Origin of the sequence: Halomarina litorea (genome assembly GCF_024227715.1) — an archaeon.
Classification (GTDB): Archaea; Halobacteriota; Halobacteria; order Halobacteriales; family Haloarculaceae; genus Halomarina; species Halomarina litorea.
Genome location: NZ_CP100448.1, coordinates 1,193,701 through 1,209,235, shown reverse-complemented (window position 1 = coordinate 1,209,235; position 15,535 = coordinate 1,193,701). Strand labels below are relative to the sequence as shown.

Below are 15,535 nucleotides of genomic sequence, written 5' to 3'. Positions count from 1 at the left end.
CGGCCCCGAGGGGGTGAACCCCCGCGAGAGAACTCGAGGCGGGGATTGTAGCAACCGGCGAACTTTTGGAGTCCGGTGCTGTACCTGTGGTACTTGGTACCACCCGACAGATGCGTCTGACAACGGCCAACCGGGAGCGACAGGAGCCACCGACAGCCGTGGCCGTCGACCGCCTCGTGAAGCGCTACGGGGAGGTGCGGGCCGTCGACGGCGTCTCGTTCAGCGTCGACCCCGGGTCGGTCGTGGGACTGCTCGGGCCGAACGGCGCGGGGAAGACGACGCTCATCAAGTGCGCCCTCGGCCTGCTGGTCCCCGACGAGGGGACGGTGCGCGTCGACGGCGTCGACGTCCGCGACCCGGCGGTCTACCGCCACGTCGGGGCGATGCTCGAGGGCGCGCGCAACCTCTACTGGCGGCTCACGGTCCGCGAGAACGTCCGCTTTTTCGCCAGCCTGCAGGGCATCGACTCGCGCGAGCGCCGGGAGGAACACGCCCACCTGCTGGACTCGCTGGGACTCGGCGCGTACGCCGACACCGCGGTCAACGACCTCTCGCGCGGGATGAAACAGCAGGCGGCGCTCGCGTGCACCCTCGCGCGCGAGACGCCCGTCGTCTTCCTCGACGAACCGACGCTCGGTCTGGACGTCGAGGCGTCGTACGCCCTCCGCCAGCGACTCCGCTCGCTGGCCGAGGAGGAGGGCCGGACGGTCCTCGTCTCCAGTCACGACATGGACGTGCTCCAGGAGGTGTGCGACCGCCTCGTCGTCCTCAACGAGGGACGGGTCGTCGCCGACGGGAGCGTCGACGACCTGACGGGGGCGCTCCGGACGCGGGCCTACCGCGTCACGCTTGCGGGGCCGCTCGCCGCGCGCGAACGTGAGCGACTCGCCGCCGACCACGGCGTCGAGCGCTGGCAGTGGCTCCCCGAGGGCGTCCGCTTCGAGGTGACGCTCGACGACGCGGCGGCCTTCTACGACCTCGTGGACGCGGTCCGCGCCCTCGACACCGACCTCCTGTCCGTGACCGCCGTCGAACCCAACCTCGAAGACGCGTTCCTTCGGCTGACGAACGACCGGGGGGCGGCGTGAGCCTCGGGACTCCCTCCCGGCGTGCGGTGCGGGAGACGGTCGTCCTCGCCCGGGCCGTCGCGTACAAGTCGCTCGTCTTGCGGGTGCGCTACGCGTTCAACACCGTGACGAGCCTCGTCACCATCTACGTCTTCTTCGCGCTGCTGGTGTTTGGCGGGCGGGAACTCGCCCCGCAGGCCATCGCGAACACGCTGGACGGCATCGTCGTCGGGTTCTTCCTCCTCCTGATGGCGACGGTGGCCTACGCCGACCTCTCGTGGGACCTCACCCGCGAGGCGCAGTGGGGGACGCTCGAACAGTTGTACATGTCGCCACAGGGTTTCGGGCGCGTCGTCGCGGTGAAGACGGGCGTGAACCTGCTGGTGAGCTTCGGCTACGGGGCCGTGTTGCTCGCGCTGATGGTCGCCACCACGGGCGTCTCGCTCGCCCTCGACCCGCTGACCGTGGTCCCGCTGGGACTGCTGACGCTCGCCTCCGCCGTCGGCGTCGGGTTCGCGCTCGGCGGCCTCGCGCTGGTGTTCAAGCGCATCGAGAACCTCTTTCAACTCGTCCAGTTCGCGTTCGTCGCCCTCGTGGCCCTTCCCGTCGAGGAGGCACCGGTCCTGAAACTGCTCCCGCTCTCGCTGGGGAGTCACCTCCTCCGGCGGGCGATGGGCGAGGGGGTGGCGCTGTGGGACCTCCCGACGGGTGACCTCGCACTCCTCTGTCTGACGGCGGCGGGCTACCTCGGCTGTGGCTACGTCCTCTTCCGACGCCTCTCACGGGAGGCGCGCAGGCGCGGGACGCTCGGGCAGTACTGAGTTCGGCGGGGAACGGCCCGGAATCTTCATGGCGCGGCGCGGCAAGGCTTGTGGTATGTTCGACGAGGACGACCTCCGGGAGATACGCCAAGAGCGCGAGCGCTGGGAGGACGACACCCTCGACCCGGTGCTCGACGCCCACGGCGAGCGGAAAGACCGGTTCGCCACCGTCTCGAACCACCAGGTCGACCGCCTCTACACGCCCGACGACGTGGCCCCGGAGGACTTCGACGAGGACCTCGGGTTCCCCGGCGAGGAGCCGTATACCCGCGGGCCGTACCCGACGATGTACCGCGGGCGGACGTGGACGATGCGCCAGTTCGCCGGCTTCGGCACCGCCGAGGAGACCAACGAGCGCTTCAAGTACCTCGTCGACGAGGGCCAGACCGGCCTGTCGACGGCGTTCGACATGCCCTCGCTGATGGGCCTCGACTCGGACGACCCGATGAGCCTCGGCGAGGTGGGCAAGGAGGGGGTCGCCGTCGACACCCTGCGGGACATGGAGATTCTCTTCGACGGCATCGACATCAGCGAGGTGTCGACGAGTTTCACCATCAACCCGAGCGCCATCGTCATCTACGCGATGTACGTCGCCCTCGCCGACGAGCAGGGCGTCCCCCGCGACCAGATTCGGGGGACCTTCCAGAACGACATGCTGAAGGAGTTCATCGCACAGAAGGAGTGGGTCATCCCGCCCGAACCGTCGGTCGATATCGTCACCGACACCATCGAGTTCGCCGTCGAGGAGACGCCGAAGATCTACCCCGTCTCCGTGTCGGGCTACCACATCCGCGAGGCCGGGTCGACCGCGGTTCAGGAACTCGCGTTCACGCTCGCCGACGGCTTCGCGTACGTGGAGGCCGCCGAGGAACGCGGACTGGACGTCGACGACGTAGCACCCCTCCTCTCCTTTTTCTTCAACTCGCACAACTCGGTGCTGGAGGAGGTCGCGAAGTTCCGGGCTGCCCGGCGCATCTACGCGAACGTGATGGGCGAGCGCTACGGCGCGGAGAAACCCGAGTCCAAGCGCCTGAAGTTCCACACGCAGACGGCGGGGCAGTCGCTGACCGCCCAGCAACCGCTCAACAACATCATCCGCGTCACCCTGCAGGCGGCCGCCGCGGTGATGGGCGGGACACAGAGCCTCCACACCAACAGCTACGACGAGGCGCTCGCCCTGCCCAGCGAGGAGGCGGTCCGGATCGCGCTCCGGACCCAGCAGATACTCGCCGAGGAGTCGGGACTCGCCGACACCGCCGACCCGATGGGCGGGTCCTACGCGGTGGAGGCGCTGACCGACGAGGTCGAGGAGGAGACGATGGCCTACATCGACCACATCGCCGAGATGGGCGACGGCTCCATCCTCGACGGTGTCCTCCGGGGCATCGAGGAGGGGTACTTCCACCGCGAGATTCAGGACGCGGCCTACGAGTATCAGGAGCGCGTCGACGAGGGCGAGGAGGTCGTCGTCGGGGTCAACAAGTACACCTCCGGCGGCGACGCCGACGACACGGAGATTCTCAAGGTGGAAGACGAGGTGAGCGACCGCCAGTTGGCCCGCCTCGAATCGGTCAAGGAGGAACGCGACGACGACCGCGTCGAGGAGACCCTCGCGGCCCTCGACGAGGCCATCCAGAACGGCGAGAACACGATGCCGTACGTCATCGACGCGGTGAAGGCCTACGCGACGATGGGCGAGATCATGGAGGTCTACGAGGCCGAACACGGCAGCTACACCGAGACGGCGAGCGTCGCCTGAGTCCGGAACTCGCCTTCTCTCGCCGACCGCATCCGATTCCGTCCTCTCGGCGGTAACGCTATTACGACCCGTGAGAACACGCCACGTGGTGAGCTGACCTCATGAGCGATTCCGACGAGGACGTCCAACTCGAGGCACGACTGCGCGAACAGGAGTACTTCCGACCCCCGGCGCGGTTCGTCGGGCAGGCGAACGTCTCGGACCCGGCGGTGTACGACCGGTTCGACGAGTTCCCCGACGGGTTCGAGGAGTACGCCGTCCTCCTCGACTGGGACGACCACTGGGACGCGGTCCTCGACGCCTCGAACCCGCCCTTCTTCCGGTGGTTCACCGGGGGGCGGCTGAACGCCTCGTACAACTGCGTGGACCGCCACCTCGCAGACCGGAAGAACCAGGCCGCCCTCGTCTGGGAGGGCGAGCACGGCGACCGGCGTACCCTCACGTATCGGGACCTCTACCGCGAGGTCAACGAGTTCGCGGCCGCCCTCCGGAGCGAGGGCGTCGACGAGGACGACGTGGTGACTGTCCACTTGCCGATGGTGCCCGCCCTCCCCATCACGATGCTCGCCTGTGCCCGCATCGGCGCGCCGCACTCGGTGGTGTTCGGGGGGTTCTCGGCGAGTGCGCTGGCCGAACGGGTCGACGACGCCGGGTCGGACTTCGTGGTGACCATCGACGGCTACTACCGGCGCGGCGAGTTCCTCGACCACGTCCAGAAGGCGGACGCCGCGATGGAAGAGACCGACCGCGACCCCGAGGTGCTGGTCTGGACCAGACACGACGAGGTCCACGAGTCGGTGAGCATCAGCGACGACTACACCCTCGTCTCCGAGGTGCTGGCCGACCACGAACGCGAACGGGTCGAACCGGTTTCGCGGGACGCCGAGGACCCCCTGTTCCTGATGTACACGTCGGGGACGACGGGCAAGCCGAAGGGCTGTCAGCACCGCACCGGGGGGTATCTCGCGTACGCGGCGGGCACCTCGAAGTACGTCCTCGACATCAAGCCCGAGGACACCTACTGGTGTGCCGCCGACATCGGCTGGATAACGGGGCACAGCTACATCGTCTACGGCCCGCTCGCACTCGGGACGACGAGCGTGATGTACGAGGGCGCGCCCGACTTCCCGCACAAGTCGCGTATCTGGGAGCTAGCCGAGAAGTACGACGTCGACATCTTCCACACCTCGCCGACGGCGGTCCGCCAGTTCATGAAGTGGGGCCCCGAACACGTCGAGGGCTACGACTTCTCGTTCCGGCACATGACGACGGTGGGCGAACCCATCCAGCCGGAGGCGTGGCTCTGGTACTACACGCACATCGGGCGGGAGAAGGCGGTCATCGTCGACACGTGGTGGCAGACGGAGACGGGCGGCCACCTCATCACGAACCTGCCCGCGCTGGCGGACATGAAACCCGGGAGCGCCGGCCTCCCCGCGCCGGGCATCGACCCGGCCATCGTCGACGACCGGGGCGAGGAGATCGACCCCGCATCGGGGCGGGCGGGCAACCTCGTCATCCGGAAGCCGTGGCCGGGGATGCTCCAGACGGTGTACGGCGACGACGACCGGTTCGTCTCGACCTACTGGGAGGAGTTCTCCGACACGGGGAGCGACGACTGGCGCGACTGGAACTACAAGGCGGGCGACGGGGCCGTCCACGAGCGCGACGGCTACTGGCGCATCCTCGGGCGACTGGACGACGTGATGAACGTCGCGGGCCACCGGTTGGGGACGATGGAACTCGAGTCGGCCGTCGCCGAGGTGGAGGACGTCGCGGAGGCGGCCGTCGTCGCCCGCGACCACCCCGAGAAGGGCGAGGTGCCCGAGGTGTACGTCGTCCTCCGGGAGGGGGTCGAGGCGAGCGACGAGGTCCGCGGGCGCATCGTGGAGGCGGTCGAAGACGAGATCGGGAAGTTCGCCCGCCCCGCGAACGTCGCCTTCGTCGACGACCTGCCGAAGACGCGGTCGGGGAAGATCATGCGACGCATCCTCGAGAACATCTCGAACGACGAGGACCTCGGGGACACGACCACCCTGCGGGACCCCGACGTGCCCGAGCAGATTCGTCGGCAGGTTCAGGGAGACTGAACGGGCGCCGGGTTTCTCCCCCTCCTGGTCGCAGTCGGGACCGACGACGACCGGTCTCCGGGGAAACCGGCGCGTCGAGCGTCCTCGGCCCAAATAGCGGATTCGTACATCTCTCGAGAGGTGAGGAACAAACTACCATCCGCGAGAGCGATGTCCGGACAATCGGGCGATGGCGTCGTGAAACGACGACACCGTTTAACGATGCTTTTAATCACAACAGTTAATGTAGTCGGCTACTCGTGGTGTGTTAGTATGTCAGACGGTAGCAACCGACTAACGAGGCGGGACGTTCTGAAAGGCGCAGGGGTAGCGGGAACGGCGGGACTCGTCGGCCTCGCCGGGTGTACGACCGAGGACACCGCCGGTGGGGGTGGTGGCGGTGGTGGCGGAGGCGACGGTGGCGGCGGTGGCGGCGGTGGCGACAACGGGTCGGGCGGCAACGGCTCCGGCGGTGGCGGCGGGGACGACTATCCCGCCCTCGGCAACTACCCCATCGAGGGGAACACGGCGCTGTTCGGGTTCAACGTCCCGACCACGGGACCGTACTCCTCGGAGGGCGAGGACGAACTTCGGGGGTACGAGATGGCCGTCAAGCACCTCAACGAGGGCGGCGGCTGGGTTGATTCGCAGTTCGACGATCTGTCGGGCGACGGCGTCCTCGGCTACGAGATCGACTACGTGGAGGGCGACACGGCGACCGATCCCAACACGGCGACCCAGTCGGCGAACCGGATGATCAGCCGCGACGGCGTCATCATGTTCAGCGGCGGGTCGTCCAGTGCGACGGCCATCGCCCAGCAACAGGTCGCACAGGACAACAAGGTGCTGTTCATGTGCTGTCTCACCCACTCCAACGAGACGACGGGCATCGAGTGTCGCCGGTACGGCTTCCGGGAGATGTTCAACGCCTACACGACCGGACAGGCGCTGGCACCCGTCCTCAAGGAGGAATACGGTGAGGGGCTGACGTTCTACCAGTTGTACGCCGACTACTCGTGGGGCCAGACCCAGCAGGAGTCGATGAACCAGTTCCTCACGGAGGTCGCAGGGTGGGAACAGGCCGACAGCGTCCCGACGCCGCTGGGAACGGACGACTACGGCTCGTACCTCTCGCAGGCGGCTGACTCGGGGGCGGACGTGCTCGTCCTCAACCACTACGGGCTGGACGGGGCGACGTCGCTCCAGCAGGCAATCGACGCCGGCCTCGACCAGAACATGGAGCTGCTCGTCCCGCTGTACAACCGCCCGATGGCGGAGGCCGCCGGGGGTGCCATCGAGGGCGTCTTCGGCACCGCCGCGTGGGACTCCCAGATAGACAACACCCCCTCGAAGGAGTTCACCGAGGCCTTCGGTCAGGAGTTCGACGGGCGCATCCCGTCCGGACCGGCGCAGTTGGCGTACGCCCAGACGCTCCAGTACGCGGCGGCCGTCGAGCGAGCGGGAACGTTCTACCCGCCAGAGGTCATCCGGCAACTGGAGGACTACGAGTACGACAACATCGGGATGGGCGCGGAGACGATGCGCGCCTGCGACCACCAGGCCATCCGGGACGTGCCCGTCGTCCGCGGCCTCCCCGCCGACCAGCAGTCGAAGGGGTCGTACTTCGAGATCGTGAACATCACCAGCCGGGACGACCTCTGGTACGCCTGCGACGAGGGGCCGGCTGCCGAGTGCGAACTCGGCCCGTACGGCGACGAGTAGTCCACGACATCCCCCACCACACCACGTTCGACACGATGCATCCACGACACATCCACTCGCAAGACAGCGAACCGCGGAGGCCCGGACCGTGACCCTGCCCGTCGTCCCCCTCCAGGTCGCCGGCGACCTCGTCCGACTGGTCATCAACGGCATCACGACCGGGTCCATCTACATCCTGCTGGCCGTCGGTCTCTCCATCATCCTCGGGACGCTCAAGTTCGTCAACTTCGCCCACGGTGCGCTCTACATCGTCGGCGCGTATCTGGGGCTCATCATCGCACAGCAGCCCCGGTTCGGCGGGAAGCTCCCGGAGTGGCTCCAGGACCTCGGACTCATCGACGGGGCCACCGTCGGCCTCGGCTGGGGCTACCTCGCGGCGCTGGTCGTCGTCCCCGTCGTCGTCTTCGTCGTCGGACTGTTGATGGAGCGCTTCGTCGCTCAGCCGTTCTACGACCGGCCCGACACCGACCAGATTCTCCTCACGTTCGGCCTCGCGCTCATCCTCCAGGAGCTGTTCCGCGTGCTGTTCGGCGGACAGAGCCAGTCCATCGCCCAACCGCCGTGGGCAGAAGGGTCCGCACTCGGCCTCCCGCTGGTCGGGGACGTCCTGCGCTTTTTCGGCGTGAGCGGGGTCTCGACGTGGCGGCTGGTCATCATCCTCATCACCGCCGTCCTCGTCGGTATCGTCTACCTGCTCATCGAGTACACCGACTTCGGCCTGACGGTGCGCGCGGGGACGGTGGACGCGGAGATGGTCGAACTGCTCGGCATCCGCCTCTCGCGGCCGTACCTCGTGGTGTTCGGTATCGGCGCGGCGCTGGCGGGCGTCGCCGGCCTCGTCGGCGGCCCGCTGGTCAACTTCAACCCGGACTACGGCGGCAACATCCTCGTCCCCGCCTTCCTCACCGTCGTCGTCGGGGGCGTCGGGTCGATACGCGGGGCGGTCCTCGGCGGCCTCCTGTTCGGCCTCGTCCAGGCCGGACTCATCCAGTTCGGGTTCGCGGCGTGGTCCGAGGTGGGCATCTACGCGATGGCCGCTATCGTCCTGCTGGTGCGTCCCGAGGGACTGCTCGGTGACGAGGTGGTCGCGTGAGCGACGAGACGCGGGTCGAACGCGAGGGCGTCGCCACCGAGCGGGAAGGACTGCTCGCGACGTGGGCCGAACTGCGAGAACGGGAGAGCGTCGTCGTCGCGGGGACGGCCCTCGCCGTCCTCCTGTTCCCGTACCTGTTCGCCCGCGCGCCGGTCGTCAGCGACGCGCTTCAGGGCTACCAGTCGCTGGCGGAACTCATCCTCATCTGGGGCATCTTCGTCATCGGGTACGACCTCTTGCACGGCTACACCGGCCTGCTGTCGTTCGGGCACGCCGCCTTCTGGGGCGGCGGCGCGTACGCCGCGGGCGTGTTCGCCGCGAACGTCTCGGGGTCGCCGCTGGCGATGCTCGTCGTCGGCACCGTCTTCGCCGCCCTGCTGGCGTGGGTGCTCGGCTTTCTCTCACTTCGGCGCGGGGGTATCTACTTTGCCATCCTCACGCTGGCGTTCGCCCAGATGCTGTACTACATGGCGCTCCAGCCGCTCGCCTCGATTACGGGCGGGGACAACGGCCTCGGCATCGGTCGAAGGACCATTGACCCGCTGCTGGGGTTCATTCCCCTCGAGGCGGGCGTGCCCGTCATCACCGAACTGGTGAGCACGTGGATGTACATGCTCATCGGCGGGGCGATGGTGTTCACCGTCGCCGTCGCCTACCGCGTGCTCAACTCACCGTACGGGATGGTGTTTCGCGCCATTCGCGAGAACGAACAGCGCGCGGAGTTCGTCGGGCTGAACGTCTGGCGCTACAAGCTGATGGCGTTCGTCATCTCGGGGGCCATCGCGGGCCTCGCGGGTGCGCTGTTCGCCATCCACAACGCGCGCGTGCCCGTCGAGTCGCTGTTCTGGACGACCAGCGGCGAGGTGGTCATCATGAGCGTCATCGGCGGCGTCGGGTCGCTGTTCGGCGCGCCACTCGGCGCGGCGGTGTACCTCTACATCGCGAACGTCATCCCGGGGATTCGCGAAGTGATGCTGTTCACGCAGATCGACAAGCTCTTCCCCGGTCCGCAGGCCGTCGTGCTCCCCGAGTGGGCCAACCCGGCGCCCTACTGGCACCTCATCCTCGGGGTGCTGTTCGTCGCCATCGTCGTGTTCTTCCCGCGCGGCGGAGTCTGGGGCGGTATCAAGGACCTCCGACGGACCGTCGCGGAACGACTGCGAGGTGACCGCTGATGGCGTTGCTGGAGACGGAGAACCTCGTCAAGCGCTTCGGCGGCCTCGTCGCGACGGACGACGTGACGATCGGCATCGAGGAGAACGAGCGCGTGAGCCTCATCGGCCCGAACGGGGCCGGGAAGTCCACCCTCATCAACCTCATCACCCGACGGCTGGACCCCTCCGAGGGCGACATCCGCTTCAAGGGCGAGTCCATCGTCGGGTTGAAACCGCACGAGGTGGTCCAACGCGGGGTGAGCAAGTCCTTCCAGACGGCCTCCATCTTCCCGCAGTTGAGCGTGCGAAAGAACGCCCAGATAGCGGCGCTAGCGGCCGAACACGGCTCGTTCCGGTTCAACTTCCTGCGCCACCGCAACCGCTACCCGGAGGTGAACGAGGTGGCCCGCGAGACCCTCGAATCGGTCGGCCTCTGGGACCAGCGCGACGTGGAGGCACAGGACCTCCCCTACGGCGACAAGCGCCGCCTCGAAATCGGCATCGCGCTGGCCGCCGAACCCGACATGCTCCTCATGGACGAACCGACTGCTGGGATGTCCCCCGAGGAGACGGAGGCGACGGTGAACCTCATCGAGGCGGTCAAGGAGGAACGCGGGCTGACCTTCCTGCTGGTCGAACACGACATGGAGATCGTCTTCAACGTCTCGGACCGCATCATCGTCCTCAACCGGGGGGCGGTCATCGCGGAGGGGACGCCCGACGAGATACGCGAGGATCCGACGGTCCAGGAGGCCTACCTCGGAGGTGCGGACCTGTGAGCCGGAGCCAACTCGAGCTGGACGCGGTGGACGCCTCCTACGGCGAGAGCCACATCCTCAGGGACCTCTCGATGCACGTCGAAGAGGGCGAGATTTGCGCCCTGCTCGGACGCAACGGCGCGGGCAAGACCACGACCCTCCGGTCGGTCGCCGGGACCGACGAACCCGAGGTGCGCGACGGGCGCATCACCTTCGAGGGCGAGGACATCACCGACCTCCCGCCCGAGGACGTAGCGGTACAGGGTATCTCGCTCGTCCCCGAGGAGCGACGGGTGTTCCCCGACCTCACCGTCGCGGAGAACCTCCACATCGCGGAGGTGGTGCGCAACTCCTCGAACACGATGGGACGGTCGCTCTCGTTCGAGCGCGACCAGATGGACGACGAGGAGGTGTACGAGGTGTTCCCGCGACTGGACGAACGCCGGGGGCAGAAGGCGGGGACGCTGTCGGGAGGCGAACAGCAGATGCTCGCCATCGCCCGCGCGCTGAAGCAGAACCCCACGCTGTTGATGCTCGACGAACCCTACGAGGGACTCGCCCCGCAGATCATCCAGGCGGTCGAGGACGTCGTCGAACGCATCCGCGAGGAGGGGACCACCATCCTCCTCGTCGAACAGAACGCGGTGGCCGCGATGAAGATCGCAGACCGGTGTTACGTCGTCGACCAGGGCGAGGTCGTCTTCGAGGGGAGCGCCGACGACCTCCGCTCGGACGAGGAGACCAGACAGCGGTACCTCGGCGTATGACGGGCGACGACGCCACCGCCGACGCGCCCGACCTCACGGAGGCCGACGTGGACGCCCTCGTCGACTCGCTCGTCGAGGGCGGCGTCCTCACGGAGCGTGCGGACGGCACCCTCGCCACGACGGCCGAGTTCGAGCAGACGCGGGGCATCTACTACGACACGTACGGGAACGCGACCGACACGGTGTTCCGCGAGTCCGTCGCGAGTTCCTTCGACCTCTCGACGGAGGACGCCGAGGCGCGCATCGAGCGAGAGGGCGTCACCCGCGAGATGTTCGTCGACTACCTTTCGGTCACCTCCCACCTCGACGACGGCCACTCGCGGGTCGACCGCGCCCGGATGGCGATGCTCGTCGGCGAAGTCGCGCCGGACACCCCCGTCCCCGAGGGCATGGCGGAACTGGACGACGAGGGCTACGGCGAGTTCCTCGCAGAGCACGACCGGGCGGCCATGTTCGTCTGGAAGCGCAACTGCGCGCCGTGTGACTCGCTGAAGCGCGACCTCGACGAGATTCTGGCCGATCTGCCCGAGTCGGTCGCCGTCGCGGGCGTCGACGGGGAGTCCGTGGACGCGTTCCGCCGCGAGTTCGAGGTGGAGGCCGCGCCGTCGATACTCCTCTTCGCCGACGGCGAGGCGCGCGAGGGCCTCCGGGGGTACGTCTCGCCGGAGCAGGTCGCCGCGGCCGCCGAACGGGCCTACGGGCCGGACTGACCGCCCGGTCCCGCCCCGCCGTCGACGTAGCGCCGCGAGACGAGGACGACGGCACCGACGAACACGCCGAGAATCGTCGCCAGCGTGATGGCGCCGAACGCGGCCATGCCGAGGGGCGTCGGCGGGAGCTGGATGAACCCGAACAGTACGGGGTCCACGTTCGAGTTGAACACGCCGAGGAGGTAGCCGACGACGCCGGTGATGCCGACGACCGTCAGGTAGAGGATGAGGACGAACCAGCGACCGCCGAGTTCGCGCGCGTTCTCGCTCACGGCCGGGCTAGGGACGCGCGGACGATTACCCTTTTGTCTCGCGGTCCCCAACCCGAGACATGGAGGAGAAAGAGCTACTCCTGCTGATTCTGACCGGGGTAGCGGCGCTCATGTTCGTCACCGGTATCGTCCTCGTCATCAGTACCATCTCCTGACCGGGTCAGGAGTCGCCCTCCGAGATCACGCGCCGCCGAGCGACGGCGTCGTCGCGTCCCCGCGTCGACGTCGGGCCGGCGCGACCGCTCGTCAGTCGGAGGTCGTGAGAACGCGAACGTTCGTCGAACCGAAAACGAGTCGGACGCGAGCGGGTAGCGAGGTGAGTGAGAACCGCGGAAGACGAGGGCTGCGAGGTTACTCTTCGTTGCCGCCGTCGGTCACGACGTCCTCCTCACCACCGTCGGCGACGGCGGTCCGGAGGCGGTTGCGGTGCCACTCGAACTCGCGGCCGTACAGCGTGCTGTCCTCGAGGCCCCACGGGTCCTCGCCGACGTCGGGGCCCTCGTACCACGACTGGACGAAGTTGAACACCCAGACGATGGTGCCGAAGGCGATGAGGAACGCGCCCAGGGTCGCCACCTGATGGAGCGCCGTGATGACGTCGAGGTTCACGATTCCTGCGTCGAAGGTGTAGGTGGCGTACCGGCGAGGCATCCCCTCGTAGCCCAGCAGGAGCATGGCGAGGAACGTGAGGTTCGTCCCCACCATCCACAGCCAGAAGTGGGCCTTCGCCAGCGTACGCTGGTACATCTTCCCGGTAAAGATGGGATACCAGTAGTAGAGGCCCGCGAACCCGGCGAACGCGATGGCCCCCATGACGATGTAATGGAAGTGGCCGACGACGTAGTAGGTGTCGTGGAGGACGAGGTCGATGGGGATGGCGGCGAGGAAGACGCCGGTGACGCCGCCGATGATGAAGTTACTGACGAAGCCGATGCAAAACAGCATCGGCGTCGTCAGGCGAATCTTCCCGTTCCACATCGTCGTGATCCAGTTGAACGTCTTCACCGCGCTCGGTATGGCGATGGCCATCGAGACGGCCATGAACGAGGCGCGGACGCGGGGGTCGATGCCCGTACTGAACATGTGGTGGGCCCACACGCCGAAGGAGAGGACGCCGATTGCGAGCGTCGAGTAGACGACGAACTTGAAGCCGAACAGCTTTCGGCCGGAGAACTTCGGCAGCACGTAGCTGACGATGCCCATCGGGGGCAGGACGAGGATGTACACCTCGGGGTGGCCGAAGAACCAGAACAGGTGTTGCCAGAGGATGGGCGACCCCCCGTCGACGGTGAAGAACGTCGTCCCGAAGTTGCGGTCGAGCAGGAGCATGATGAGCGCGCTCCCGAGCAGGGGGAACGCGAACAGGATGAGCCCCGACTGCGTGAGGATGGTCCACGAGAAGATGTCGAGGTTCGCCCAGTTCACGTCGTCGCCGCGTTCGGTGAAGATGGTCGCGATGAAGTTGATGGCACCCATCGTCGCGGAGACGCCGGTGAGGTGCAAGCCGAGGAGCATCAGGTCCGTCGCGGCGTGGGTCTGCTCGATGGACAGCGGCGTGTACATCGTCCACGACGTCTGGGACGGTGCCATCCCCGGGATGAGGAAGCCGGCCCAGATGAGCAGGGCACCCGGCGGCAGGAGCCAGAACGCGATGGCGTTGATGCGCGGGAACGCCATGTCGTCCGCGCCGATGAGCAGCGGGACGAAGTAGTTCGAGAACGCGGCGATGATGGGCGTCCCGAAGAGGAACAGCATCGTGATGCCGTGGCTCGTCAACAGCCCGTTGTAGAAGCCGGCTTCGATGAGCGTCGCCGCGGGGTCGGCCAGTTCCGTCCGCATGATGAGGACGGCCAGTCCGCCCCAGACGAACGCGATGATGGCGTACGCGCCGTACAGCATCCCGATGTCCTTGTGGTCGACCGTCGTCAGCCAGCGAGTGATCCCGGAGGGCTTGTGCTGGACGGCGTGACCCGTCTCGTCGCCGTAGACGCCGCCGCTCGCGAGCGGCGTGTACGAGCGCCAGTCCTCGACGCGGGTGAGCAACACCGCGACGCCGACGAGGAACACCCCCATGAGGACCGTAAGCGCCAGTTGTCCCGACAGGTCCATGCCGGCTCCCTGGGCTGGCATCCCAGCGAGCAACTCTCTTGATAGGTCCATGGTACCCCTCCGGGTTGGTCCGTTAGAAAGGTTGTGTTCGCGTCTCGAGAGAGGAGGCGTCGGGCGGTTCGTGCCGGAGGCTCGGGGTCAGATTCCGCGGCCGCGACGGTGGCCGGGGACGGGCGGTCGGTGGTGCTGTCGTCAGTCCTGGTCGGAGGTCGAGCGGGTCTCGACGGCGCTCTCGGCGTCGCCCTCCGTCGCGTCGGGCGCGTCGGGCGCGTCGGGCGTCGACTCGCCCGCGTGTGCGCCCGGGGTGTCGTTCTCGGCGTGCGCGAGGTCGCCGCGCTCTTCCATCTTCGCCTCGGCCTCGGCGATGGCCTTCCCCGAGAAGTACGTCAGGATGGCCAGCCCGATGAACGGGATGACGAGCAACGCCATCTGAATCGTCGTGTCCACGAGGCTGTAGCCGAACGGCGCGACTGCCGCGAAGAGGACGATGAAGAACAGGATGATGAACAGCGGGATTACGTTGACCGAGAGGTCGAGCATCGTCTCCCGGTCGAACACGTCCGGTGCCATATCCGACCGTTACGGGGCAGCGATAAATAGGCTGTCCATTTGCGCTCGCCACGCCGTCGTCCACCTCGCTTCCGCGAGGGACCGCGAGGTGCCTCAGACGAGCGTCTCGGGCCGGTTGCCGAGGTAGTCGAAGACGGCGCCGAGGGTGAAGCCGTAGGCGAGGTGCGCGACGAACGTCAACACGAGGTAGAGCACCAGCGCGATACCCGACTGGGAGGTGTAGAACGCCATCGCGAACCCCGTCCAGAGGACGGCCCCGTACGGGAGTCCCTTGAGCGCGTAGGTCCTGCCGGGGAGGTACGCCCCCGTCGCGGCGAACAGGAGCGGCCACGTTATCATCCCGCCCGCGAGGAACATGAGGAACCCAACCGCGGGCGCGTTGGCCGGGAACACGACGTCGAGCGCGACGATCTGGGCGATCTCGGAGAACGCCTCGAACTCGAAGGCCCCGACCGTCGAGGCGACGAACAGTCCGACGGTGAGCGCGGCGGTCCCGACGAGGCCCCCGACCGCACCGATGAGACCGTCCGTGACGATGCCGGCCAGGTGGTCGAAGTCGGGTTCCGCACCCTCCTCTACGTCCACGTCGACGTCGGCGGCGAGCTCCGAAGGACTGTCTACCATGATACATGGTACCAAATAAAGTGACAAAAGCCTTGCTGGT

14 protein-coding genes are annotated in these 15,535 nt (G+C 67.5%); 10 read left to right on the top strand and 4 right to left on the bottom strand.

The genetic code is table 11. The annotated features are described in order from the left end of the window. Nucleotides 1-110: 110 nt before the first annotated feature. The 10 genes from NKG96_RS06670 (at nt 111) to NKG96_RS06625 (ending at nt 11,920) form a co-directional block, all read left to right on the top strand. On the top strand, nt 111-1,088 hold the full coding sequence (locus NKG96_RS06670) for an ABC transporter ATP-binding protein (RefSeq protein ID WP_254537737.1): 978 nt from the start codon (nt 111-113) through the stop codon (nt 1,086-1,088). Next, nucleotides 1,085-1,888, top strand: a complete 804-nt coding sequence (locus tag NKG96_RS06665) for an ABC transporter permease (RefSeq protein WP_254537736.1) — start codon at nt 1,085-1,087, stop codon at nt 1,886-1,888. The genes NKG96_RS06670 and NKG96_RS06665 overlap by 4 nt, the downstream gene beginning before the upstream one ends. A gap of 55 nt (nt 1,889-1,943) precedes the next feature. After that, nucleotides 1,944-3,647, top strand: a complete 1,704-nt coding sequence (locus tag NKG96_RS06660; RefSeq protein ID WP_254537735.1) for an acyl-CoA mutase large subunit family protein — start codon at nt 1,944-1,946, stop codon at nt 3,645-3,647. 101 nt (nt 3,648-3,748) lie between these two features. Continuing rightward, nucleotides 3,749-5,737 carry an acetate--CoA ligase gene (acs, locus tag NKG96_RS06655; protein ID WP_254537734.1) on the top strand — a complete coding sequence of 663 codons (1,989 nt, stop codon included), beginning with the start codon at nt 3,749-3,751 and terminating at the stop codon, nt 5,735-5,737. 252 nt (nt 5,738-5,989) lie between these two features. Next, nucleotides 5,990-7,438: an ABC transporter substrate-binding protein gene (locus NKG96_RS06650; RefSeq protein ID WP_254537733.1), complete on the top strand. Its 1,449-nt coding sequence runs from the start codon at nt 5,990-5,992 to the stop codon at nt 7,436-7,438. An 88-nt stretch (nt 7,439-7,526) separates the two neighbouring features. Beyond that, nucleotides 7,527-8,531: a branched-chain amino acid ABC transporter permease gene (locus NKG96_RS06645; protein WP_254537732.1), complete on the top strand. Its 1,005-nt coding sequence runs from the start codon at nt 7,527-7,529 to the stop codon at nt 8,529-8,531. After that, a complete protein-coding gene (locus NKG96_RS06640) occupies nt 8,528-9,706 on the top strand; it encodes a branched-chain amino acid ABC transporter permease (RefSeq protein WP_254537731.1) in 1,179 nt (392 codons plus the stop codon). The genes NKG96_RS06645 and NKG96_RS06640 overlap by 4 nt, the downstream gene beginning before the upstream one ends. Beyond that, nucleotides 9,706-10,464 (top strand): ABC transporter ATP-binding protein, encoded by a 759-nt coding sequence (locus NKG96_RS06635; RefSeq protein WP_254537730.1) that lies wholly within the window; start codon nt 9,706-9,708, stop codon nt 10,462-10,464. The genes NKG96_RS06640 and NKG96_RS06635 overlap by 1 nt, the downstream gene beginning before the upstream one ends. Beyond that, a complete protein-coding gene (locus tag NKG96_RS06630; RefSeq protein WP_254537729.1) occupies nt 10,461-11,210 on the top strand; it encodes an ABC transporter ATP-binding protein in 750 nt (249 codons plus the stop codon). The genes NKG96_RS06635 and NKG96_RS06630 overlap by 4 nt, the downstream gene beginning before the upstream one ends. After that, nucleotides 11,207-11,920 (top strand): thioredoxin family protein, encoded by a 714-nt coding sequence (locus tag NKG96_RS06625; RefSeq protein WP_254537728.1) that lies wholly within the window; start codon nt 11,207-11,209, stop codon nt 11,918-11,920. Before NKG96_RS06630 ends, NKG96_RS06625 begins: the two co-directional genes overlap by 4 nt. Here the strand turns inward: NKG96_RS06625 and NKG96_RS06620 are convergent. The 4 genes from NKG96_RS06620 to NKG96_RS06605 all read right to left on the bottom strand — a co-directional run bounded on the left by NKG96_RS06620 (nt 11,905) and on the right by NKG96_RS06605 (nt 15,495). Beyond that, on the bottom strand, nt 11,905-12,192 hold the full coding sequence (locus tag NKG96_RS06620; RefSeq protein WP_254537727.1) for a DUF7520 family protein: 288 nt from the start codon (nt 12,190-12,192) through the stop codon (nt 11,905-11,907). The two genes, NKG96_RS06625 and NKG96_RS06620, sit on opposite strands and share 16 nt — an antisense overlap. 351 nt (nt 12,193-12,543) lie before the next feature. Continuing rightward, the gene (ctaD, locus tag NKG96_RS06615) at nt 12,544-14,301 is read right to left on the bottom strand and encodes a cytochrome c oxidase subunit I (RefSeq protein WP_368409293.1); all 1,758 of its coding nucleotides are present in this window, start codon (nt 14,299-14,301) and stop codon (nt 12,544-12,546) included. A 192-nt stretch (nt 14,302-14,493) separates the two neighbouring features. Next, nucleotides 14,494-14,871 carry a DUF6684 family protein gene (locus NKG96_RS06610; RefSeq protein ID WP_254537726.1) on the bottom strand — a complete coding sequence of 126 codons (378 nt, stop codon included), beginning with the start codon at nt 14,869-14,871 and terminating at the stop codon, nt 14,494-14,496. 93 nt (nt 14,872-14,964) lie between these two features. After that, entirely contained in the window at nt 14,965-15,495 is a 531-nt protein-coding gene (locus NKG96_RS06605; RefSeq protein ID WP_254537725.1) for a DUF6789 family protein, read from the bottom strand. Nucleotides 15,496-15,535: the final 40 nt, after the last annotated feature.